We start from the raw sequence: 23,279 nt of genomic DNA, 5'->3' as shown, positions 1-23,279 counted from the left end.
TTGTTGCAATGAATGAGAGATCTGTTGTACTTATTATGTAACAGCGGTAGTTCCCGGCAGTGATAGTCAGTCACTATGGAGATCGCGGATGGTAACGTCCTGTACTGGACATGTTTTTGACAATCAACGCTCGACCAAACGCGGAGACTTCTCCTCCGGTAGCAACTGCGTCACTCTACATTCTCATCCACTTCCTTTCTTTATTCGTGTTACCGACGCCTTTAACGGTGCGCGTAGCCGTTTTCGGTGTTATTTCCAAAAGCAAACTATGGCTTACAAGGAAGCCAACCCTCTGATGTTCGTGCGCATAATCGCGCTGCCAACGGCGCGTGTGATGAATACAAACAACTCAAGGTGCTCTCCATGGGAAGACAAAAAGCAGTGATCAAAGCTCGTCGCGAGGCAAAACGTGTGCTGAGACGGGATTCGCGTAGCCATAAACAGCGTGAAGAAGAATCGGTCACCTCGCTTGTGCAGATGAGCGGCGTAGAAGCCATTGGCATGGCTCGCGACAGTCGTGATACTTCGCCAATCGCCGCGCGAAATGAAGCGCAATTGCACTATCTGAAGGCTATTGAGAGTAAGCAGCTTATATTTGCCACTGGCGAAGCCGGGTGCGGCAAAACCTGGATCAGTGCTGCAAAAGCGGCAGAGGCTCTGATTCATAAGGATGTCGACAGGATTATCGTCACCCGTCCAGTATTGCAGGCCGATGAAGATCTTGGCTTCTTACCTGGAGATATTGCAGAAAAGTTTGCTCCTTATTTTCGCCCGGTCTATGACGTGCTTGTCCGGCGCCTGGGGGCTTCCTTTATGCAGTATTGCCTGCGACCGGAAATAGGGAAGGTGGAAATCGCGCCGTTCGCCTACATGCGTGGACGTACCTTTGAAAATGCAGTTGTCATTCTTGACGAGGCGCAGAATGTGACTGCCGCGCAAATGAAAATGTTTTTAACCCGCCTCGGGGAAAACGTGACGGTTATCGTCAACGGTGATATCACGCAATGCGATTTACCTCGCGGCGTGCGATCCGGATTAAGTGACGCTCTGGAACGTTTTGAAGAAGATGAGATGATCGGGATTGTCCGATTCGGCAAAGATGATTGCGTACGTTCGGCACTTTGCCAACGAACGCTACATGCTTACAGCTAAGTGTATTATTGGTTCAAAGCCCGGGCGAGCCGGGCTTTGAGATTGATGACAAACGTAAGATGCCTGATGCGCTACGCTTATCAGACCTACAAGATAATCACAATGTATTGAATTTGCGAGATTTTGTGGGGCGGATAAGACGTTCATGCCACATCCGGCATGAACAAAGCGCACAGTGTCAACAATCTGAGAACCCCGGCCGGGGCTTCTCATCCCCCCCGGTGTATGCAATATGCGAAAAAAAAGCCCGTACTTTCGTACGAGCTCTTCTTAAAATATGGCGGTGAGGGGGGGATTCGAACCCCCGATACGTTGCCGTATACACACTTTCCAGGCGTGCTCCTTCAGCCACTCGGACACCTCACCAAATTGTTGTTCCTGTCTTGCTGGAACGGGCGCTAATTTAGGGAAATCATGGCCTGAGGTCAACAAACTTTTTAAAAAAATCGCGCGTTTATTCAAACTTCAATCAATATGCAGTTTTAATAAGCGAAATCTGCTTTTTTTGCCACCGACCGCTGATTTGTTATGCTGGTGGTCTTTGTAGATCATAACGATAAGTGCGAATAAATTTCGCTCAGATTTTTCGGGAGTCAGTATGGATATCATCTTTTATCACCCAACGTTTGATACCCAATGGTGGATTGATGCGCTAGGGAAATCGCTTCCACATGCAAGAGTCAGAGCATGGGAAACCGGCGATAATCATCCTGCGGATTATGCTTTGGTCTGGCATCCTCCGGTCGGGATGCTGGCAGGGCGTGACCTTAAGGCGGTGTTCGCGTTGGGTGCTGGTGTTGATTCGATTTTGAGTAAATTACAGACACACCCTGAAATGTTGAAACCGTCTATTCCGCTTTTTCGCCTGGAAGATACCGGTATGGGCGAGCAAATGCAGGAGTACGCAGTGAGCCAGGTGTTGCACTGGTTTCGGCGCTTTGACGATTATCGCGAGCAACAAAATGCTTCGCTTTGGCAACCACTGCCTGAATATCACCGGGAAGATTTTACTATCGGCATTCTGGGGGCTGGTGTATTGGGCAGTAAAGTCGCACAGAGTTTGCGAACCTGGCGCTTTCCATTGCGTTGTTGGAGTCGCACTCGTAAATCCTGGCCTGGTGTTCAAAGCTTTGCCGGAAGCGAAGAGTTGCACGCATTTCTGAGCCAATGCCGCGTATTGATTAATCTTCTACCGAATACCCCCGAAACGGCCGGCATTATTAATCAACAATTATTAGAAAAATTACCGGATGGCGCGTATCTCCTGAATCTGGCGCGTGGCGTTCATGTAGTAGAAGATGACCTGCTCGCGGCGCTGGATAGCGGTAAGGTTAAAGCGGCGATGCTGGATGTTTTTAATCGTGAACCCTTACCGTCGGAAAGTCGGCTCTGGCAACATCCACGTGTGACAATAACACCACATGTTGCAGCCATTACCCGACCTGCTGAAGCGGTGGAGTATATTGCACGCACCATTACGCAACTTGAACGAGGGGAGACTGCTAGCGGGCAGGTCGATCGCGCTCGAGGCTACTAATAAAGCTTCCGGATTCCTGCTATCCTTGGCGGTAATTGAATACAGGAGAGAGTTATGTATCCCGTCGACCTTCATATGCATACCGTTGCCAGTACGCATGCATATAGCACATTAAGTGATTACATTGCCCAGGCCAAACAGAAGGGCATTAAACTTTTTGCGATCACCGATCATGGCCCGGATATGGAAGATGCACCGCACCATTGGCACTTCATTAATATGCGTATCTGGCCGCGAGTGGTCGATGGGGTAGGGATCCTGCGTGGAATCGAAGCCAACATCAAAAACGTTGATGGTGAAATTGACTGCAGCGGCAAAATGTTTGAGTCGCTGGATTTGATCATTGCTGGTTTTCATGAACCAGTTTTTGCACCACATGATAAAGCCACTAACACGCAAGCGATGATCGCGACTATTGCCAGTGGTAATGTGCATATTATAAGCCATCCGGGGAACCCCAAATATTCCATAGATTTTAACGCTGTTGCCGAAGCAGCGGCTAAATATCAGGTGGCGCTGGAAATTAATAATTCCTCATTCTTACATTCGCGTAAGGGCAGTGAAGAAAACTGCCGTGCAGTGGCTGCGGCGGTGCGCGATGCCGGTGGCTGGGTCGCGTTAGGATCGGATTCTCACACCGCGTTTACCATGGGGGACTTTGCAGAGTGTCGTAAAATCCTCGACGCGGTTGATTTTCCGCAAGAGCGTATTCTGAATGTTTCACCGCGCCGCTTACTGAACTTCCTTGAATCTCGCGGTATGGCACCAATTGCAGAATTTGCTGATCTTTAATTGTTATTAACGGAAATAAATTAATGAACGAGTTTTCTATCCTGTGTCGTGTACTGGGTTCGCTCTATTACCGCCAACCGCAGGACCCTTTACTGGTTCCGCTGTTTACCTTGATTCGTGAAGGAAAACTGGCGGCGAACTGGCCGCTGGAACAGGATGAATTACTGGCGCGCTTGCAGAAAAGCTGTGATATGGCGCAAGTATCTGCCGATTACAATGCACTATTTGTCGGAGATGAATGCGCAGTTTCGCCTTATCGCAGCGCCTGGGTTGAGGGTGCCACTGAAGCAGAAGTGCGTGCTTTTCTTTCCGAACGCGGGATGCCGTTAGCGGATACGCCAGCGGATCATATCGGTACTTTATTGCTGGCAGCTTCCTGGTTGGAAGATCAGTCAACAGAAGATGAAAGCGAAGCGCTGGAAACACTGTTCAGCGAGTATCTGTTGCCCTGGTGCGGCGCATTTCTCGGTAAAGTTGAGGCCCATGCGACCACGCCGTTCTGGCGTACCATGGCACCGCTGACCCGTGATGCCATTAGCGCAATGTGGGATGAACTTGAGGAACAGTCAGAAGAATAAATGTGACTCGCGTCACTTATAACTGCAATCTATAATTTGCCGTTGCATAAAATGTGTGCTCGATCTCATTCAATTTCGCGTTTTCTGCTATTATGCGCGGCATGAACATACTTCTCTCTATTGCAATCACAACAGGCATTCTCTCCGGTATCTGGGGATGGGTGGCTGTTTCTCTTGGCTTACTTAGCTGGGCGGGTTTCCTGGGCTGCACGGCCTACTTTGCCTGTCCACAGGGTGGTTTGAAAGGACTGGCAATCTCCGCTGCAACGTTGCTGAGTGGCATGGTGTGGGCGATGGTTATTATTCACGGTAGTGCGCTGGCACCACATCTGGAAATTCTCGGTTATGTCATAACGGGGATTGTGGCTTTTCTGATGTGTATTCAGGCTAAACATCTGTTGTTGTCGTTTGTCCCTGGTACATTTATCGGCGCATGTGCGACGTTTGCCGGGCAGGGGAACTGGAAGCTGGTTTTACCCTCTCTGGCGCTTGGGTTGGTGTTTGGCTACGCGATGAAAAACAGCGGTCTTTGGCTGGCAGCGCGCGGTGCTAAGTCCGCTCAGCGAGAGCAACAAGTCAAAAATAAAGCGTGAGGAGCACTCACGCTTTAGATTGAATAGTAAAGAGCCAGCTTTTTTATGTATCAGGATTCCGGCGGTACTGATAAGTGGCGGTATTTCACCAGAATGTCATTCTGCCGTTCTGCTTTATTCTGCAAATCCCACAGGCCACGGTCGATACCGTCGTTAATCAGGAAGATAACGCCTGTTTCGATGGCTGACATCAGGCACAGCATAACCGGCTCGTTAGAGGTATAACCCACTTCCCCTTCCAGTAACCGTTGGTAGTCAATAAAGCGGAAGACACCCGCCTGGACTTCATAGGAAAGGATTGTCTTACTGGTGTTCACCGAAGAAAGGATCTCACCGGTACTCACATTGACGACGCGCAGGTTCACGGCGATTTGATCAAGTTGGTATTGCGTGTCTGCACCAATACCAAAGTATCTCGCCCCAACACCGCCCGATTTGACGTTGCTTTCATAACCAATAATTGAGCCTTCAACCATGATATTGGCTGCGGTCAGCGATTGAAGCGGGATTCGGTTGTTTACCGCTACAGTACCGTTTTCCTGTGCTGCACGAATAATCTTGCGTTCGTTGAGCAGGTTTTGTAGGCCCTGACGTTCCAGCGGTATAAACCAGCGAGAATCTTTCAATGCCGTGACCAGCATCGCGGTGGCGCTTTGCGGAACAGCAGTGGAGAAGTTACTCGCCGGGTAGGCTTTAAATTGCCCGGTTTCGTCCTGAATGTTGTATACCGAAACAAAGATCTTACCCGTTGGTGCAGGTAAATGGGTCAAATCTTTATAGCTCTGGGCTCGAGGCATTAATGTTGGCTTGGCGGCTTCTTTTGGTGGGGCGGTTAAGCATCCGCTCAGCAACATGACGGCAACCAAAACAAATAAGCGCTGCATGATTAATTTCCTTATGAAGCTGGGGCTTAAAAATCGGTTGAGTTATTTTGTAAACCCGACACTTCAATAGTCGAAGTTTGTCCGGTTTTACGATCTGTCACGTTCAACTGCAATTGACCATCGCGGTTGGCAATATCGATAATATATTCGTTAGTCACCATTCGGCCCGGTTTGCCAGTGTTAATATTCGACAGCAGGCCACCTAAAATTTGTGACTGAATAGCCTGGGTGAAGTTATCCAGCGCTGATGGTGTTTCAATGCCAAAGTCATCGTTATAGCTGGGATCTTTATATGAGTTCTGTGCCTGGGCGCTATTTAATAAAAAAGCGCCGTTATTCGGGTTGCCACCAAAGTTTGGGTTGCGGAACTGAAAGGTCATAGTTCCAGCCCAACTTAATGGAGAAATAAGCATGAGTAGAACTACTGCATGTTTGACACGCATTGCAGCCTCCTGACAAATTTTTTATTTAGAATTCATCATGCGCCAAATCGCCCGTACCCAATAACGCTTGATTTATCTGGCGACGATTTAGTGCTTCTTCAGTTTGTATCAGTGCAAAGACGACAGTTTTCTCGAAGTCTCTTTTCAACGGGAATAAAAATGTCTGGAAAATAACGTCCTGATTCACCGTTATTGTGATCCAGCTTCCCCATCGTGCACTGGGTCTTTCATTAATCGTTAAATTACCGGTGTAGTCACTTTCCCATTTATCACTAAAGGCACGGTAAAAATCGTGCCCAATAGATGAAACAGTATGGTCAGTTAACAATCCCGGTACTTCTACCTCAACGGCGTGAACATTGCCCGCAGCGAAGAGAAGTTCTGCTGCTACAATCCAGCATAAATAACGTTTCATGGCTTTATCGCCTGAGGTTATCGTTTGCCCATGAGACCGCTTGTGTTCGGTTTTTTACAGCTATCTTCTTGAAAAGATTATAAAGATGCGTTTTAACCGTATTTTCGCTGATGAACAGCGAACGAGCAATCTCGTTATTGGAGGCGCCGATACGCAGCTTATTAAGGATCTCTTTTTCCCTATGAGTAAGGAGGGCAGATTCCGTGCTGTTATAACGATAGTTACCGGAATGTGTAATCAGGTAACTGGCAAGCTTTTGCGTAAAGTAGCATTCACCACGTAAGACGCCTTGCAACCCATTGACTACGCGTTCTTGATCCTCCATGGCGTAAAAAACACCATTGATATGTGGCCAGTTTTCAATGTCGCGGTACGGATAATCATCTGGGGTATTTAACAACATTGTTTTAATGTTGTTGTGTTTTCTGCTTAATGTATCCTGCCAGTAATGAATGAGCTTTTTATCTGCTTCCATCATATCCAACAGAATAATGCAGCCAGAAGATATATCGTCCAGAGAACGTTGAATATTATGCAGTTTTCCTGTGATTGCCAGCGATTGTTTTAAATGCTGCAATAACGCTGTCGCCTGCAAGGAAGGTTTAGTGATCAACAGTAAAGTATGACCATGAACACTATGGACTTCATTAAACATGATGAAACCCCGCTTTTTTTTATTAATCGCACACCTGACAGCTACCTCTAAAAATAGAGGCACCAGAAGTACTGACAGATGTTGCACTGCTGTGTGTAGTAATAAATCAACCCTAAATGGGTAAAATATAAAACTAATGGATTACATCTGATTTCAATCTAGCTATTACAAATCTTAAAGCAAGTGTTAAACGTGTAACAGAATGTAATCTGACATTTAAAAATGTTAACGCTGCGAGGTGATTAAGTTTAGAAATGATAGAAAAGTTGTACATATAGCTTTTATTGCACAATTTTAAAAAGTCATACAAATAACGCTAAGTCCATAATTATGCATATAAAATTTATTCCCACATAGTCCTTTTGTTGCGCGGAAATTTCTTAATTTTTCGGAGGTTCTCCCTGGACAAATTTTTGCTGCAAAAAGACGATGTTTGTCACGGCTTGTTGAACAGACATATCGACGTAATCTTCTCGACTTGTGCAGAGAGGCCGTCCGTTGAATTTTTGCGGTCAAAAAATAGCAATTTAAAAGTAAACAAAATATTTTTTACGTAAATAACAGCGTATTTACGCGAGTTTTAATACTTTGGTATGAACAAAAAAAGAAAAATACAACGCGTGGGTGAGTTATTAAAAATATTTCTACAGACATACTTTCCATCGTAACGCAGCGTTAACAAAAAGCGGTTTGCGTTAACAACCAAGTTGAAGTGATTTAAATTTCTTTAATGTACGACCAGGTCCAGGGTGACAACATGAAAAACAGATTGTTATTTATGATGTTAACAGTACTGGGTGCGCCTGGGATTGCAGCCGCGGCAGGTTATGATTTGGCTAATTCAGAATATAACTTTGCGGTAAATGAATTGAGTAAGTCTTCATTTAATCAGGCAGCCATAATTGGTCAAACTGGCGCTAATAATAGCGCGCAGTTACGGCAGGGAGGCTCTAAACTTTTGTCGGTTATTTCGCAAGAAGGTAATAGTAACCGAGCCAGGATTGACCAGAAAGGAGATTATAACCTTGCGTATATTGACCAGACGGGCAATGCCAACGATGCCAGTATATCGCAAGGCGCATATGGTAATACTGCAATGATTATCCAGAAAGGTTCTGGTAATAAAGCAAATATTACTCAGTATGGTACTCAAAAAACGGCAATTGTAGTGCAGAGACAGTCGCAAATGGCTATTCGCGTGACACAACGTTAATTTCCATACGACTTTTAAATCAATCCGATGGGGGTTTTACATGAAACTTTTAAAAGTAGCAGCAATTGCAGCAATCGTATTCTCTGGTAGTGCTCTGGCAGGTGCTATTCCTCAGTACGGCGGCGGTGGCGGCGGCAACCACGGTGGTGGCGGCAATAACAGCGGCCCGAATTCAGAGCTGAATATTTACCAGTACGGCGGCGGTAACTCTGCTGTTGCATTGCAGGCTGATGCCCGCAACTCCGATCTGACTATTACCCAGCATGGCGGCGGTAACGGCGCTGATGTTGGACAAGGTTCTGATGACAGCTCAATCGATCTGACTCAGCGTGGTTTCGGTAACAGCGCTACTCTCGATCAGTGGAATGGTAAAGATTCTACTATGACCGTTAAACAGTTCGGTGGTGGTAACGGTGCTGCTGTTGACCAGACTGCATCTAACTCCAGCGTCAACGTAACTCAGGTTGGCTTTGGTAACAACGCGACCGCTCATCAGTACTAATACAGAATTTGTATGACAGAAACAGGGCGTAAGCCCTGTTTTTTTTCGGGAGAATAGTATGAACGCGTTATTACTTCTCGCGGCGCTTTCCAGCCAGATAACCTTTAATACGACCCAGCAAGGCGACATGTACACCATTATCCCTGAAGTCACCCTGACACAATCTTGCCTGTGTCGGGTACAAATATTGTCTCTGCGCGAAGGCAGTTCTGGGCAAAGCCAGACGAAGCAAGAAAAGACCCTCTCAGTGCCCGCTAATCAACCCATTGCTTTGACAAAATTGAGCTTAAATATTTCCCCGGACGATCGAGTGAAAATAGTTGTTACTGTTTCTGATGGACAGTCACTGCATTTATCACAACAATGGCCGCCATCTTCAGGAAAGTCTTAATGCGTTGATATATTGAGCATAAAATGAATCGGGAGAGAATGGTCTGATGCGAATCGGCCAACCTGACAGTATGGATAACAGCAACCCTCAAGGATGATTAATCATTGAGGAAATAGAATAAATGTTCAGACCATTTTTAAACTCTCTTATGCTCGGCAGTCTGGTTTACCCTTTTATTGCCATCGCAGGCAGTAATGCACAAGGTGGCGTGATCTATTTTCGTGGTCAAATTGTAGAACCGACATGTGATGTCAGTACTCTTCAGGCACCACCAGAAATGACCTGTATGCAGAATGGTTCGGTTCCGGACAAAACCTATTCCAGCAAAGAGTTGATGAGCGGTAACGTCAAAAATCCGCAAATTGCCTCAGTAAAAGTGCAGTACCTTGATGAGCAGAAAAAGCTGGCTGTGATGAACATCGAATATAACTAAGTTTCTGAGCAACTCACGTTGCTGACAACAAAAATGCGATTTCCCTAAAAGCCCTGCTGTACACTTAAGGAACAAGATGGTGTAAGGAGGCGTTATGAAATCGCGTATTCATGTTGTGCAGGGTGATATTACCAAACTGGCCGTTGATGTTATTGTTAATGCGGCAAATCCATCATTAATGGGGGGCGGCGGTGTTGATGGCGCTATTCATCGCGCTGCTGGTCCGGCCTTGCTGGATGCTTGTTTAAAAGTTCGTCAGCAACAGGGCGATTGCCCTACGGGACATGCAGTCATTACTCTTGCAGGCGATCTTCCTGCCAAAGCAGTTGTGCATACCGTTGGGCCAGTCTGGCGCGGGGGCGAACAAAATGAAGACCAGTTATTGCAGGATGCCTATCTCAATAGTCTGCGACTGGTGGCTGCGAACGGTTATTCGTCAGTGGCTTTTCCTGCCATTAGCACTGGTGTATATGGTTACCCGCGTGCTGCTGCGGCTGAAATAGCTGTAAAAACCGTTTCGGAATTTATTACCCGTCACGCTTTACCTGAGCAAGTATACTTTGTCTGTTATGATGCAGAAAACGCCCACCTCTACGAAAGACTCCTTACCCAACAAGGAGATGAATGATTTGCCCCGGCTGGCGAGCGCGGTGCTGCCGTTGTGCTCGCAACATCCTGGAAAATGCGGCATTTTCCCTCTTGATAAAAGCCTGGATGCGTTTGCCGCAAGATATTATCTGGCGGAAATGGCGGAACATACGCTGGATGTTCAGTACTACATTTGGCAGGACGATATGTCGGGGCGGTTGCTGTTTTCCGCCCTGTTAGCCGCAGCGAAGCGTGGCGTTCGCGTCCGGTTGTTGCTCGATGACAACAATACCCCCGGGCTTGATGACATTTTACGCTTGCTCGATAGTCACCCGCGTATTGAAGTCCGGCTTTTCAATCCTTTCTCGTTTCGTTTGTTGCGCCCGCTTGGCTATATCACCGATTTTTCCCGCCTCAATCGCCGTATGCATAATAAAAGTTTTACCGTTGATGGTGTGGTAACGCTGGTGGGCGGGCGAAACATTGGCGACGCTTATTTTGGTGCGGGGGAAGAGCCGCTTTTTTCTGATTTAGATGTCATGGCAATCGGGCCAGTTGTTGAGGACGTTGCCGATGATTTCGCCCGCTACTGGTATTGCAAATCGGTTTCACCGTTGCAGCAGGTGCTGGATGTTCCCGATGGCGAAATGGCTGACCGCATTGAGCTACCTGCGTCCTGGTACAACGACAGCGGGACACATCGCTATTTGCGCCAAATGGAGTTAAGTCCTTTTATAAATCAACTGATTGACGGGACATTGCCGCTAATCTGGGCAAGAACGCGTTTATTAAGTGATGATCCCGCGAAAGGGGAGGGCAAGGCAAAACGCCATTCACTGCTGCCGCAACGTCTGTTCGATATCATGGGCTCACCCAGCGAACGTATTGATATTATCTCTTCCTATTTTGTGCCAACGCGCGCGGGAGTGGCGCAGCTTTTACGAATGGTGAGAAAAGGGGTCAAGATAGCTATCTTAACCAATTCACTTGCCGCTAACGATGTCGCTGTCGTTCATGCCGGGTATGCCCGCTGGCGCAAAAAATTGCTCCGCTATGGCGTTGAATTATATGAACTGAAGCCGACGCGGGAACAGAGCGGAACGCTGCACGATCGCGGTATAACCGGGAATTCTGGCGCAAGTCTGCATGCCAAAACGTTTAGTGTCGATGGCAAAATAGTGTTTATTGGCTCATTCAATTTCGATCCGCGTTCAACGCTGCTCAATACTGAAATGGGCCTGGTGATAGAGAGTGAAACGCTGGCGCAATTAATCGATAAACGCTTTATGCAGAGTCAGTATGATGCGGCCTGGCAGCTCCGTTTGGATCGTTGGGGAAGGATCAACTGGGTCGATCGTCATGGGAAGGAAGATATTATCCTCAAAAAAGAACCCGCGACCAGTTTCTGGAAGCGGGTTATGGTCAGACTGGCGTCAATATTGCCCGTTGAATGGTTATTATAAACGTGGCTTAACGGGCTGGCGCTTTATCATTCTCACGCTTCACGTTCGGTTTGCCAGAGAATAAAAACTTCAGCAACGGAATGCGTAAATGAATTTCGTACAGAATTATCGCAATCCCTATCACAAATATCAGACCGCAGAGAAAACCAAGCCAATTTGAGGTGATATGCGGGGTGATGTATGCGCCGAAAAAGAGCGTTAACGGGTGGTGAACCAGGTAGATAAACAGCGACGCGTTGACAAAATAAGTTACCCGTGCCGACTGAAAATTAAGCAGGCGGTGGCCGAAGGAGAAGACCACATTAACCATCCACAGTCCGAGCACCATCGTGATCACCGACTCAGTTTCATACATCCAAGCATCGCCACTGCCGTAACGTTGATTGAGCAAATAAGCCATAAATGCCAGTGCTGCCGCGAGGGTACAGCCGCGAGATGGGGTGGTAAACAAAGCTTTAAGGTTAGGAAAAATGAAAGCCAGTGCACCGAGAATAAAGAACGGCATATAAAACAGCGTCTGCATGAAAATAAAATTGAACATGCCATCGCTTAAAATGGGCGGATAAATGATAAATAGTGTTCTTCTTATTGCTGCATAGCCAACACCCAGACAGAAAAATAATATCGATAGCTTAACCATCGAGAAAGATTTATTCGCCTTATCTGAATTTTCTAAATTATTTCTGATGCGCTTAAATATCCACACGCACAGTGTCGTCATAACGACCAGCACCAGTAAAAACCACAGATGCGAGACTAATTCCCAGGCCAGAGTATTATATTTGTCATACAATGATAGCCCAGGCCAGCTTTCCGCTTTGCCTTTGACATATTGCAGCATAATGAATTGCGGCAAGGTGAGCAGGGGAATTGCCGTTAACATCGGGATACCTACGCGCTCAACGCGCACTTTCCACCATTTTTTCAATGGGTAGCGCAAAAACAGCATGTAGGAAAAATACCCGGAAATAACGAAAAATACCTGCATACGGAAGGCGTGGATAAAATCGTTAAAAAGCGTCAGCCACCATGATGGTTCTGCGCTATTCACATGCCAGGTGTGGCTTGAATAAATTAAAGAAATATGAAAAGGGATCCCTAACAACATCAACCATGCGCGGATGGAGTCGAGGAAATATTCACGCTGCGCGGGTACTGGATTCATATATGGTTAACTAATCTCGGATTTTTCGTCTTATCCCGACCGGGTAATGCCTTTAGGCTTTTGCCGTAGCGACACCGACCTGGCCACATGTGGCGCAGATTTCAAGTGTGTTTTTATGCGGCATAACCGCTACCACGAACCAAAATGGAAGCGCCTGTAAGACGGTTGATAAATAAATTTGCTGGCAAACCCTACACGAACTCGCTCCTTCTGTCTTTAGGAGAAGCACGGAAAGTGAAAACGGTTGCAATCAGGTGCTTAATCCATGAGCCGGTACGCCGAATAATACCGGGATTCTGTTGTCGGAATGGCTGGTTATCCATTAAAATAGATCGGATCGATATAAGCACACAAAGGGGGAAGTGCTTACTTATTATGAAACATAAACTACAAATGATGAAAATGCGTTGGTTGAGCGCTGCAGTAATGTTAACTCTGTATACATCGCCAGGCTGGGCCTTCAGCATTGACGATGTCGCAAAGCAAGCTCAATCCTTAGCCGGGAAAGGCTATGAGGCACCTAAAAGTAACTTGCCCTCCGTTTTCCGCGACATGAAATACGCGGACTATCAGCAGATCCAGTTTAATCATGACAAAGCCTACTGGAACAATCTGAAGACCCCATTCAAGCTCGAGTTCTACCATCAAGGTATGTACTTCGACACGCCGGTCAAAATCAACGAAGTCACCGCGACGGCAGTAAAAAGAATCAAATACAGTCCGGATTATTTCACTTTCGGTGATGTTCAGCATGACAAAGACACGGTAAAAGATCTTGGCTTCGCCGGTTTTAAAGTGCTTTACCCGATCAACAGCAAAGATAAAAACGATGAAATCGTCAGCATGCTCGGGGCCAGCTATTTTCGCGTGATTGGCGCAGGTCAGGTTTACGGTCTTTCTGCCCGTGGCCTGGCAATTGATACCGCTTTGCCATCCGGTGAAGAATTTCCGCGATTTAAAGAATTCTGGATCGAGCGTCCAAAACCGACTGACAAACGTTTAACGATTTATGCGCTGCTTGATTCGCCGCGTGCGACAGGCGCTTACAAGTTCGTTGTTATGCCGGGACGTGACACGGTTGTTGATGTGCAATCGAAAATTTACCTGCGCGATAAAGTCGGCAAACTGGGCGTTGCACCGTTAACCAGTATGTTCCTGTTCGGGCCGAATCAGCCATCTCCGGCGAATAACTATCGTCCGGAATTGCACGATTCTAACGGCCTTTCTATCCATGCTGGTAACGGTGAGTGGATCTGGCGTCCGCTGAACAACCCGAAACATCTGGCGATCAGCAGTTTCTCGATGGAGAACCCTCAAGGTTTCGGTCTACTGCAACGCGGCCGCGATTTCTCCCGTTTTGAAGATCTCGACGATCGTTATGATTTGCGTCCTAGCGCCTGGGTAACGCCGAAAGGGGAGTGGGGTAAAGGCAGCGTTGAGCTGGTAGAAATTCCAACCAACGATGAAACCAACGATAACATCGTCGCTTACTGGACACCGGATCAGTTGCCGGAGCCGGGCAAAGAGATGAACTTTAAATACACCATCACCTTCAGTCGTGACGAAGACAAACTTCACGCGCCTGATAACGCCTGGGTGCAGCAGACGCGCCGTTCAACGGGCGATGTAAAGCAGTCGAACCTGATTCGCCAGCCTGATGGCACTATTGCCTTTGTGGTCGATTTCACCGGCGCAGAAATGAAAAAACTGCCAGAGGATACGCCGGTCACCGCGCAAACCAGCATTGGCGATAATGGTGAGATTGTCGAAAGCACGGTGCGTTATAACCCGGTTACTAAAGGCTGGCGTCTGGTGATGCGTGTGAAAGTGAAAGATGCCAAGAAAACCACTGAAATGCGTGCTGCGCTGGTGAATGCCGATCAGACGTTGAGTGAAACCTGGAGCTACCAGTTACCTGCCAATGAATAAGACAACCGAGTACATTGACGCAATGCCCATCTCTGCAAGCGAGAAAGCGGCATTGCCGAAGACCGATATCCGCGCTGTTCATCAGGCGCTGGATGCTGAACACCGGATCTATGCGCGGGAGGATGACTCCCCACAAGGCTCGGTAAAGGCACGTCTGGAACAAGCCTGGCCTGATTCGCTTGCTGATGGACAGTTAATTAAAGACGACGAAGGACGCGACCAGCTTCAGGCAATGCCGAAAGCAAAACGCTCCTCTATGTTTCCCGATCCGTGGCGAACTAATCCGGTAGGGCGATTCTGGGATCGTCTGCGTGGGCGCGATGTGACGCCGCGCTATCTGGCCCGGTTGACCAAAGAAGAGCAGGAAAGTGAGCAAAAGTGGCGTACCGTCGGGACAATCCGTCGTTACATCCTGCTTATCCTGACGTTGGCGCAAACTGTTGTCGCCACTTGGTACATGAAGACGATTCTGCCGTATCAGGGATGGGCGTTGATTAATCCGGTTGATATGGTTGGTCAGGATCTGTGGGTTTCCTTCATGCAGCTCCTGCCTTATATGCTGCAAACCGGCATTCTGATCCTCTTCGCTGTTCTTTTCTGTTGGGTGTCTGCCGGGTTCTGGACGGCGCTGATGGGCTTCCTGCAGTTACTTATTGGTCGCGATAAATACAGTATATCTGCGTCAACCGTTGGTGATGAGCCGTTAAATCCGGAGCATCGCACGGCATTGATCATGCCTATTTGTAATGAGGATGTGAACCGCGTCTTTGCAGGCTTGCGCGCAACGTGGGAATCGGTAAAAGCCACCGGCAATGCTCAACACTTTGATGTCTATATTCTGAGTGACAGCTACAACCCAGACATCTGTGTGGCAGAACAAAAAGCGTGGATGGAGCTGATCGCTGAAGTCGGTGGCGAAGGTCAGATTTTCTATCGCCGTCGCCGTCGTCGCGTGAAGCGTAAGAGCGGTAATATCGATGACTTCTGCCGTCGCTGGGGCAGTCAGTACAGCTACATGGTGGTGCTGGATGCCGACTCAGTGATGACCGGTGATTGCTTGTGTGGTCTGGTGCGCCTGATGGAAGCCAATCCGAATGCCGGGATTATCCAGTCTTCACCGAAAGCGTCCGGTATGGATACGCTGTATGCGCGCTGCCAGCAGTTTGCTACCCGTGTCTATGGGCCATTGTTCACTGCCGGTTTGCACTTCTGGCAACTCGGTGAGTCGCACTACTGGGGGCATAACGCGATAATCCGCGTGAAACCGTTTATCGAGCATTGTGCGCTGGCACCGCTACCTGGTGAAGGATCATTTGCTGGTTCAATTCTTTCGCATGACTTTGTGGAAGCCGCACTGATGCGCCGTGCAGGCTGGGGGGTATGGATTGCTTACGATCTTCCTGGCTCTTATGAAGAGCTGCCCCCTAATCTGCTTGATGAGCTAAAACGTGACCGCCGCTGGTGCCACGGTAACTTGATGAACTTCCGTCTGTTCCTGGTGAAAGGGATGCACCCGGTACACCGCGCGGTGTTCCTGACAGGTGTGATGTCTTATCTTTCCGCACCGCTGTGGTTTATGTTCCTCGCGCTTTCTACCGCATTGCAGGTAGTGCACGCGCTGACCGAGCCGCAATACTTTCTGCAACCACGGCAGTTGTTCCCGGTGTGGCCACAGTGGCGTCCTGAACTGGCTATTGCGCTGTTTGCCTCGACCATGGTGCTGCTGTTCCTGCCGAAGTTGTTGAGTATTTTGCTCATCTGGTGCAAAGGGACGAAAGAGTATGGCGGCTTCTGGCGCGTGACGTTATCGTTGTTGTTAGAAGTGCTGTTCTCCGTGTTGTTGGCACCGGTACGCATGCTGTTTCATACGGTATTCGTGGTCAGCGCCTTCCTCGGTTGGGAAGTGGTGTGGAATTCACCGCAGCGTGATGATGACTCCACTTCCTGGGGCGAAGCGTTTAAACGCCACGGCTCTCAGTTATTGCTGGGGTTAGTGTGGGCGGTCGGTATGGCGTGGCTGGATCTGCGTTTTCTGTTCTGGCTGGCACCGATTGTCTTCTCGTTGATCCTGTCACCGTTTGTTTCGGTGATCTCCAGCCGTACAACCGTTGGTTTGCGCACGAAACGCTGGAAACTGTTCCTGATCCCGGAAGAGTATTCACCGCCGCAGGTACTGGTCGATACCGATCGTTTCCTTGAGATGAACCGTCAACGTTCTCTCGACGATGGCTTTATGCACGCGGTGTTTAATCCGTCGTTTAATGCCCTGGCAATGGCAATGGCCACCGCGCGTCACCGCGCCAGTAAGGTGCTGGAAATCGCCCGCGATCGCCACGTTGAACAGGCGCTGAACGAGACGCCAGAGAAGCTGAATCGCGATCGCCGCCTGGTGCTGTTGAGCGATCCGGTGACCATGGCACGCCTGCATTTCCGTGTGTGGAATTCCCCGGAGAAATATTCTTCATGGGTGAGTTACTACGAAGGGATAAAGCTGAATCCACTGGCATTACGTAAACCGGATGTGGCTTCGCAATAAAGCGTAGTTACCTGCAATATATTGAATTTGCAAGGTTTCGTAGATCGGATAAGGCGTTCACACCACATCCGGCAAAAACAACGAGCCAATAAAAATACCGGCGTAATGCCGGTATTTTTTTACAGAAGAGGGTACGAATGCGTTTCATTTTGGTAGGCATCATGGTTGCTTTGCTGAGTGGTTGTGGCAGCATCATCAGCCGCACCATACCGGGGCAGGGGCATGGCAATCAATATTATCCAGGTGTGCAATGGGATGTGCGTGACTCCGCATGGCGCTATGTCACGATCCTTGATCTTCCATTCTCTTTAGTCTTTGATACCTTACTGCTGCCGATCGACATTCACCACGGAGCATATGAGTAATTAACGTTCATCCCACTCATCGGCTGCTGTGCGCCCTTCTTCGGTATCCAGCGGAGGCTCAAGCTGGAATTCGCCTTCGTCCCATTCATGCAGAGTATTTTCTTCCTGCCATTCCTGGCGGATTTCAATCTCATCATAATCGCCATCAAATATGCTCTGTGCGGCTTCTCCACTGAACATTGGCAGGCATTCACCTTCTTCGCCTTCATCGGCGTAAAACTCAACCTGCCACATAATGTCGCCATCTTGCAGAATGTATTTTTGGACATTGAACTGTTGCACATTCGCTTCTTCGGCGTCGATGCCGGGATTGTCAGCAAGAAATTCTTCGCGTGCGGCATCAATGGCTTCTTCAAGCGTTGCGTACATAGTCATCACGATTCTCCCTTTGATTTGATGAGGTATTCAGGGAAAGAATAGCTGATTCTCCGCTTTTGCAAGTATGAAAGGCGAAAAATCAGTTCGATACCTGGGGGAATCGGCGGCGACGCAGGCTGTTCCAGGAATAGACAGCGTTAAACAGAACGACTCCGGCAGTAACCAGAAATACTGCCCGGAAGCCATAGTTTGCTGAGATAGCGGCCCCCATCAATGGCCCCGTAACGTTGCCAATATCACGAAACGACTGGTTATAACTGAAAATGCGACCGGCGATTTGGTTGGTCGAATTGTAAACCAGCAGCGTCTGTACGGCGGGGAGCAAAGCACCATCTGCAGCACCGAGTAAAAACCGTAAAATCCCCAGTTGCAATGGCGTCTGGACATAAGACATTGGGATCAACAGCAGTACAGAAAAGATCAGCGCAGTTATCAGAATCTTTTCTGGTCCGATTCGATCGCCAAGTTTGCCGAGTCGTGGTGCGCTAAGTAGAGCTGCCACGCCGGGGACTGAGGCGATCATCCCGCTGATAAACGCGATATTACTGACATTGCCGGCCAGTTCGCGGACATACAGCGTCAGGATTGGGGCGATTGAACCGGTGGCAATCTGGATAATTAACGTCGTGACAAACAGGCTGAGTACCAGTTTTGGGTTTTTAAGTGACGTTACGACTTCCCGCATGTGCAGCATCTCTTTTTTGCTGACCGGTTGGAATTTTTCTTTGATACAAAATAGGGTGACAAAAAAACAGAGTAGCAGCACGCTAGCGGTGATAAAGAACACCGGACGTAAGCCGTAGCTATCCGCGAGCAGACCGCCAGCCATTGGGCCGAGCAACGCGCCACTAACCCCACCGGTAGAGAGTGTCCCCAGCGCCCAGCCGCTTTTGTTGCGTGGGACCTGGGTGGCGATTAAGGCGTTGGCGTTGGGAACAAATCCACCGAGCAGCCCCAGTAGCGCCCGCAGGATCAGGAACTGCCAGATATTTTGCGCCAACCCCATCAACACCATCACGATGCCCATCCCGAGAGCCGAGCGCAATAGCATAATTTTTCGGCCTTTGCGATCGGCAAGCCCGCCCCAAAACGGGGAGGCGATAGCAGAAAATAAAAAGGTAATACTGAAGACAATTCCGGACCACATATTCAGCTCACTGTGACCGGTGACGCCAAGTTGCTCAACGTAGAGGGGTAAGAACGGCATCACCAGACTGAAGGCGGCGCCGGTGAGAAAACAACCTAGCCAGGCAACGATCAGGTTTCGTTTCCAGTTTATGGAGGTGTCATTATCAGAGGGTGACATAGCAATCCGCTGTTGGTGCGCCAGGCGCGGTGAACATAAGAAGAAAAAATAAGCACACTAATTATGCGCCTGACTTATAGGTGGTGCAACGCAGAGAGCTTTTATCGCTAAATCAGGGGATTTGATGCTGACAGGCCGGATGTGACGCAGGCATCTTATCCGGCCTGTGAATATGTATTAATAGCGAGAAGGTACGCCTTGCGGGCGCGTTTTAAAGCGACGATGCAGCCACATGTACTGTTCCGGCGCCATCATGATGCATTTTTCTACCACTTTATTCATCCACGCAGCGGTGGTTTCAGCGTTATCCAGCGGAGGTGAACACTCTGGCGGCAGCATGATCAATTGATACCCTTTGCCATCTGGCTTACGACGCGGAACAAACGGCACCAGACACGCACCAGACATTCTGGCCAGCATCCAGGTGCCGCTGGTGGTCGCCGCCTGTTCAACGGCAAACAGCGGCACAAAAACGCTTGAGCGTGGACCGTAATCGTGATCTGGTGCATACCAGACCACTTCGCCTTTCTTCAGTGCTTTAATCATTCCTTTTAAATCTTTGCGATCGAGCATCGATTTATTCGAACGCAGACGCCCCCAGGTTTGCAGCCAGTCGATCAATGGATTATCGTTCGGGCGATAGACACCGATACCCGGTTCCTGCATACCAAATTGCCTTGCGCCCAGTTCCAGAGTCAGAAAATGGATGCCAACTAACAGGATGCCGCGCTTTTGTGCCTGCACGTCACGGATATGTTCCATGCCGATCACTTCTGTCCAACGGGCAACCCGACGGTCCGGCCAGAACCATGCCATGCCAGTCTCCATCAGCCCCATGCCAACGGATTCGAAATTCTTCACCACCATTTCACGGCGTTCCTGTTCACTCATCTCCGGGAAGCACAGTTCCAGGTTGCGGTGCACAATTTTGGCGCGTCGTTTCATAAAACGTAACGCCAGTCGTCCCGCCGCGATGCCGAGGCGGTAGATAATTGGGTAGGGTAACTGAACGACCAACCAAAGTACGCCAATACCCAACCAGGTTAACCAATAACGCGGATGAAGCAGTGCGGTGGAGAACTTGGGTAGATTCGTCATATCAATCCTGTCTTTCAACCTATACGGGCAATTGTATGTATTGTCGCATTTTTTCGTCCGCAACCAAAATTTGTGACCGGGGATTGGGTGAAATTGCCGCGCATGTAAACCATTATTAATTTTTAATGTGCAAATGTAGCGTAAAATGTGTGGATGTTAATTATCGATAATTGCTATATGATGCCGCGGATTTTTACTTACCCACCCCGCAGGAACCGTACACCATGCCAGTGTTACACAACCGCATTTCTAATGACGCGCTGAAAGCCAAAATGCTGGCCGAGAGCGAACCACGCACCACCATGTCGTTCTATAAATATTTCCAAATTGCCGATCCCAGGGCGACCCGCGATGCTTTATATCAGCTATTTACTGCGTTGAATGTCTTTGGGCGGGTCTATCTGGCACGTGAAGGGATCAACGCACAAATCAGCGTACCGGCGAGCAACGTAGAGACATTTCGCGCACAGCTTTATGCTTTTGACCCTGCTTTAAACGGATTACGTCTGAATATTGCGCTGGATGATGACGGGAAATCCTTCTGGGTGCTGCGCATGAAAGTCCGCGAACGAATTGTTGCCGATGGTATTGACGATCCTCAATTTGACGCCAGTAACGTCGGGGAATATCTACAAGCGGCGGAAGTGAACGCCATGCTTGACGATCCAGATACGCTGTTTATCGACATGCGCAACCACTATGAATACGAAGTGGGGCATTTTGAAAACGCGCTCGAAATTCCGGCTGATACCTTCCGTGAGCAACTGCCGAAAGCGGTTGAGATGATGCAGGCGCATAAAGATAAAAAAATCGTGATGTACTGCACCGGTGGTATTCGTTGCGAAAAGGCCAGTGCCTGGATGAAACATAGCGGATTCAATAAAGTCTGGCATATCGAAGGCGGCATTATTGAATACGCCCGCAAAGCGCGGGAACAAGGTCTGCCGGTCCGCTTTATTGGTAAAAATTTCGTTTTTGATGAGCGGATGGGGGAGCGCATCTCTGATGAAATTATCGCGCATTGTCATCAATGTGGCACACCGTGCGACAGCCATACCAACTGCAAAAATGATGGTTGCCACCTGCTGTTCATTCAGTGTCCGGCGTGCGCCGAGAAATTCAAAGGCTGTTGTAGTGAGATTTGCTGTGAAGAAAGCGCGTTACCGCCAGAAGAACAGCGACGTCTCCGTGCCGGGCGGGAAAATGGCAATAAGATCTTTAATAAATCACGTGGACGCCTGAACACGACACTGGTTATTCCTGATCCAACAGAATAAACATTCGTGCCGGATGCGTGTCATCCGGCAACATCTCAGCACTACTTCTGTTGTATGCCTTCAACTGAAATAATCAGATCAACTTCCTGCGAAGCCGCGCCTAAATCTGTCTTGATATTGAAGTCTTTTAGCTTAATTTTCCCTTCAGCCTCAAAACCCGCACGTTTACCGCCCCACGGATCGTCGCCCTGGCCAATCAATTTCGCTTCCAGCGTTACTGGTTTGGTCACGCCATTCAGCGTCAGATCACCAGTAATATCCAGCTCGTCACCGTTTTTCTTCACGCTGGTGGAGGAGAAGGTTGCCTGCGGATATTTTGCTGTATTAAGGAAATCCGCGCTGCGGAGATGTTTATCGCGCTCGGCGTGATTGGTATCAACACTGGTGGTGTTAATAGTCACATTCACTTTATCGGCTGCAGGATCCTTTTCATCAAACGTAAATGTACCGTCGAAATCTTTAAATGTGCCGTACAACCAACTGTAACCCAGATGCTGGATGCGGAAATTGACAAAGGCGTGCTGGCCTTCTTTGTCAATTTTATAATCGGCGGCGATAGCTGAACCGGCAGAGAACATCAGTGAAGCGAAGGTTAAACCAAGCAGGCTTTTTTTCATTTTTTAAACTCCATAGTCAGATGACGATTTTCCCAGCATGCGCTTCAGGGTGTCGTCTTTATCGATGAAATGATGCTTCAGAGCCATAAATCCGTGCATAACGGACAGAACGACCACGCTCCACGCCAGCCAAAAATGCAGGGCACCGGCTAAGTCAGCCTGCGCGCCAGTATCGGCAAGGGTTGCGGGAACGTCAAACCAGCCAAAAACGCTGATCGGTTTGCCATCGGCGGTAGAGATCAGATAGCCACTGATGCCAATGGCGAAGAGCAAGAGGTATAGCGCAAGATGTCCAGTCTTTGCACCAAGACGAGTCATAAGCGAATAATTTTGCAACGGACCTGGCGGTGGGGATATGACACGCCACAGAATACGAACAACCAGCCCCATCATTAACAGAATACCGATGCTTTTATGCAGTTCTGGTGCTTTGTGATACCAGCCATCGTAATAACTGAGCGTTACCATCCACAGACCCAAAGCAAACATGCCATAGACAATGATTGCACTTAGCCAATGAAAGGCTGTTGATATAACGCCATAGCGTTCAGGGGTATTTGTAAGTGGCATAAGGGCATCCGAAACATATTTGCGAGAGAATGAAAATGGCGTGTCGGAGAATGAATTGCAACTTAAAAATAACAATTCGAATGATATTTATTTTTATTTCAATAATTTTGATTTAATAATGAAGAGATCTTCATAAGTTTAGTTGTTTCAGGATGAGTGAAATCTGGTGAATGCGGTTATTGCAGGAATAAGCTTATTCAAATTTTCACACCAAATGAAAGAGATATTAAATATTTGTCAATTTATGTCAGTGATTACGGGTTAGAAATAAAATACATAGATGAGATCCATAATCGCCAGCAGTGACCAAAGAACAAGATAAAGCATGAAGTGTTCGCGAATATTATTGATGAGATAGTTCACCAAACGACGCATTAAAAAACTCCTGTAAAAACGGCC

The 23,279-nt window shown here is 48.2% G+C and carries 26 protein-coding genes and 1 tRNA gene; 15 read left to right on the top strand and 12 right to left on the bottom strand.

Annotation, left to right across the window (positions count from 1 at the left end; genetic code table 11):
* Positions 1-363 precede the first annotated feature (363 nt).
* The gene (gene phoH, locus A9587_RS06165; RefSeq protein WP_000533531.1) at positions 364-1,152 is read left to right on the top strand and encodes a phosphate starvation-inducible protein PhoH; all 789 of its coding nucleotides are present in this window, start codon (positions 364-366) and stop codon (positions 1,150-1,152) included.
* Between the two features lie 278 nt (positions 1,153-1,430).
* Here the strand turns inward: phoH and A9587_RS06155 are convergent.
* Positions 1,431-1,518 (bottom strand) — tRNA-Ser (locus A9587_RS06155).
* 232 nt (positions 1,519-1,750) lie between these two features.
* Here A9587_RS06155 and ghrA point away from each other — a divergent pair.
* The 4 genes from ghrA (at position 1,751) to A9587_RS06135 (ending at position 4,652) form a co-directional block, all read left to right on the top strand.
* Positions 1,751-2,689: a glyoxylate/hydroxypyruvate reductase GhrA gene (ghrA, locus tag A9587_RS06150; protein WP_000351274.1), complete on the top strand. Its 939-nt coding sequence runs from the start codon at positions 1,751-1,753 to the stop codon at positions 2,687-2,689.
* 54 nt (positions 2,690-2,743) lie between these two features.
* Positions 2,744-3,481 carry a zinc-binding phosphatase gene (gene ycdX / locus A9587_RS06145; RefSeq protein WP_000283676.1) on the top strand — a complete coding sequence of 246 codons (738 nt, stop codon included), beginning with the start codon at positions 2,744-2,746 and terminating at the stop codon, positions 3,479-3,481.
* Between the two features lie 23 nt (positions 3,482-3,504).
* Positions 3,505-4,059, top strand: a complete 555-nt coding sequence (ycdY, locus tag A9587_RS06140) for a molecular chaperone YcdY (protein ID WP_001516162.1) — start codon at positions 3,505-3,507, stop codon at positions 4,057-4,059.
* A gap of 101 nt (positions 4,060-4,160) precedes the next feature.
* Positions 4,161-4,652, top strand: a complete 492-nt coding sequence (locus A9587_RS06135) for a DUF1097 domain-containing protein (RefSeq protein ID WP_010377210.1) — start codon at positions 4,161-4,163, stop codon at positions 4,650-4,652.
* Between the two features lie 50 nt (positions 4,653-4,702).
* Here the strand turns inward: A9587_RS06135 and csgG are convergent, their stop codons facing one another.
* Genes csgG through csgD form a run of 4 tightly spaced genes read right to left on the bottom strand, consistent with a single transcriptional unit; the run spans position 4,703 to position 7,049 of the window.
* The gene (gene csgG, locus A9587_RS06130) at positions 4,703-5,536 is read right to left on the bottom strand and encodes a curli production assembly/transport protein CsgG (RefSeq protein ID WP_001189334.1); all 834 of its coding nucleotides are present in this window, start codon (positions 5,534-5,536) and stop codon (positions 4,703-4,705) included.
* A 26-nt stretch (positions 5,537-5,562) separates the two neighbouring features.
* Positions 5,563-5,979 (bottom strand): curli production assembly/transport protein CsgF, encoded by a 417-nt coding sequence (csgF, locus tag A9587_RS06125; RefSeq protein WP_001264092.1) that lies wholly within the window; start codon positions 5,977-5,979, stop codon positions 5,563-5,565.
* 25 nt (positions 5,980-6,004) lie between these two features.
* The gene (gene csgE, locus A9587_RS06120; RefSeq protein ID WP_000833232.1) at positions 6,005-6,394 is read right to left on the bottom strand and encodes a curli production assembly/transport protein CsgE; all 390 of its coding nucleotides are present in this window, start codon (positions 6,392-6,394) and stop codon (positions 6,005-6,007) included.
* A gap of 4 nt (positions 6,395-6,398) precedes the next feature.
* Complete coding sequence (gene csgD, locus A9587_RS06115; RefSeq protein WP_000481523.1) at positions 6,399-7,049, bottom strand: biofilm master transcriptional regulator CsgD; 651 nt, start codon at positions 7,047-7,049, stop codon at positions 6,399-6,401.
* 757 nt (positions 7,050-7,806) lie between these two features.
* Between csgD and csgB the strand changes: the two genes are divergently transcribed.
* The 6 genes from csgB to clsC all read left to right on the top strand — a co-directional run bounded on the left by csgB (position 7,807) and on the right by clsC (position 11,639).
* Positions 7,807-8,262: a curli minor subunit CsgB gene (gene csgB / locus A9587_RS06110; RefSeq protein ID WP_001516164.1), complete on the top strand. Its 456-nt coding sequence runs from the start codon at positions 7,807-7,809 to the stop codon at positions 8,260-8,262.
* A 40-nt stretch (positions 8,263-8,302) separates the two neighbouring features.
* Positions 8,303-8,764, top strand: coding sequence for a curli major subunit CsgA (gene csgA, locus A9587_RS06105; RefSeq protein WP_000771420.1), 462 nt, complete (start codon positions 8,303-8,305; stop codon positions 8,762-8,764).
* Positions 8,765-8,822: 58 nt separating this feature from the next.
* Positions 8,823-9,155 carry a curli assembly chaperone CsgC gene (csgC, locus tag A9587_RS06100; RefSeq protein ID WP_000992824.1) on the top strand — a complete coding sequence of 111 codons (333 nt, stop codon included), beginning with the start codon at positions 8,823-8,825 and terminating at the stop codon, positions 9,153-9,155.
* Between the two features lie 121 nt (positions 9,156-9,276).
* The gene (locus tag A9587_RS06095) at positions 9,277-9,588 is read left to right on the top strand and encodes a type 1 fimbrial protein (RefSeq protein ID WP_000489594.1); all 312 of its coding nucleotides are present in this window, start codon (positions 9,277-9,279) and stop codon (positions 9,586-9,588) included.
* 94 nt (positions 9,589-9,682) lie between these two features.
* Positions 9,683-10,216: an O-acetyl-ADP-ribose deacetylase gene (ymdB, locus tag A9587_RS06090; RefSeq protein WP_000842235.1), complete on the top strand. Its 534-nt coding sequence runs from the start codon at positions 9,683-9,685 to the stop codon at positions 10,214-10,216.
* Positions 10,158-11,639 (top strand): cardiolipin synthase ClsC, encoded by a 1,482-nt coding sequence (gene clsC, locus A9587_RS06085; protein ID WP_123057472.1) that lies wholly within the window; start codon positions 10,158-10,160, stop codon positions 11,637-11,639. The genes ymdB and clsC overlap by 59 nt, the downstream gene beginning before the upstream one ends.
* A gap of 7 nt (positions 11,640-11,646) precedes the next feature.
* Here clsC and mdoC read toward each other — a convergent pair whose 3' ends face one another.
* Entirely contained in the window at positions 11,647-12,804 is a 1,158-nt protein-coding gene (mdoC, locus tag A9587_RS06080; protein WP_001516166.1) for a glucans biosynthesis protein MdoC, read from the bottom strand.
* Between the two features lie 393 nt (positions 12,805-13,197).
* On the opposite strand from mdoC, the gene mdoG reads away from it, so the two are divergent.
* The 3 genes from mdoG to A9587_RS06055 all read left to right on the top strand — a co-directional run bounded on the left by mdoG (position 13,198) and on the right by A9587_RS06055 (position 17,634).
* A complete protein-coding gene (mdoG, locus tag A9587_RS06065; protein ID WP_010377222.1) occupies positions 13,198-14,733 on the top strand; it encodes a glucans biosynthesis protein MdoG in 1,536 nt (511 codons plus the stop codon).
* On the top strand, positions 14,726-17,269 hold the full coding sequence (gene mdoH, locus A9587_RS06060; protein WP_010377224.1) for a glucans biosynthesis glucosyltransferase MdoH: 2,544 nt from the start codon (positions 14,726-14,728) through the stop codon (positions 17,267-17,269). The genes mdoG and mdoH overlap by 8 nt, the downstream gene beginning before the upstream one ends.
* A gap of 137 nt (positions 17,270-17,406) precedes the next feature.
* Complete coding sequence (locus A9587_RS06055; protein WP_001211026.1) at positions 17,407-17,634, top strand: YceK/YidQ family lipoprotein; 228 nt, start codon at positions 17,407-17,409, stop codon at positions 17,632-17,634.
* Here the strand turns inward: A9587_RS06055 and A9587_RS06050 are convergent, their stop codons facing one another.
* From A9587_RS06050 to lpxL, 3 genes are all read right to left on the bottom strand, one after another.
* Positions 17,635-18,009, bottom strand: coding sequence for a MysB family protein (locus A9587_RS06050; protein ID WP_001516169.1), 375 nt, complete (start codon positions 18,007-18,009; stop codon positions 17,635-17,637).
* An 82-nt stretch (positions 18,010-18,091) separates the two neighbouring features.
* Positions 18,092-19,318, bottom strand: coding sequence for a multidrug efflux MFS transporter MdtG (gene mdtG, locus A9587_RS06045; protein ID WP_000075038.1), 1,227 nt, complete (start codon positions 19,316-19,318; stop codon positions 18,092-18,094).
* Positions 19,319-19,495: 177 nt separating this feature from the next.
* A complete protein-coding gene (gene lpxL, locus A9587_RS06040; protein ID WP_001516170.1) occupies positions 19,496-20,416 on the bottom strand; it encodes a kdo(2)-lipid IV(A) lauroyltransferase in 921 nt (306 codons plus the stop codon).
* Between the two features lie 224 nt (positions 20,417-20,640).
* Here lpxL and trhO point away from each other — a divergent pair, with 224 nt between their 5' ends.
* The gene (trhO, locus tag A9587_RS06035) at positions 20,641-21,693 is read left to right on the top strand and encodes an oxygen-dependent tRNA uridine(34) hydroxylase TrhO (protein ID WP_001144620.1); all 1,053 of its coding nucleotides are present in this window, start codon (positions 20,641-20,643) and stop codon (positions 21,691-21,693) included.
* Positions 21,694-21,734: 41 nt separating this feature from the next.
* Here the strand turns inward: trhO and A9587_RS06030 are convergent, their stop codons facing one another.
* The 3 genes from A9587_RS06030 to A9587_RS06020 form a co-directional block, all read right to left on the bottom strand.
* Entirely contained in the window at positions 21,735-22,310 is a 576-nt protein-coding gene (locus A9587_RS06030; protein WP_000749251.1) for a YceI family protein, read from the bottom strand.
* A gap of 3 nt (positions 22,311-22,313) precedes the next feature.
* Complete coding sequence (locus A9587_RS06025) at positions 22,314-22,880, bottom strand: cytochrome b (RefSeq protein WP_010377234.1); 567 nt, start codon at positions 22,878-22,880, stop codon at positions 22,314-22,316.
* Between the two features lie 261 nt (positions 22,881-23,141).
* Positions 23,142-23,255: a YceO family protein gene (locus A9587_RS06020; RefSeq protein WP_001253738.1), complete on the bottom strand. Its 114-nt coding sequence runs from the start codon at positions 23,253-23,255 to the stop codon at positions 23,142-23,144.
* Between the last annotated feature and the right edge of the window lie 24 nt (positions 23,256-23,279).

It is taken from the genome of Escherichia sp. MOD1-EC6162 (assembly GCF_002965125.1).
GTDB classification, from domain to species: Bacteria; Pseudomonadota; Gammaproteobacteria; order Enterobacterales; family Enterobacteriaceae; genus Escherichia; species Escherichia marmotae.
Note: the sequence above shows the minus strand (reverse complement) of the source record. Positions and strands in the feature narration are given on the sequence as shown.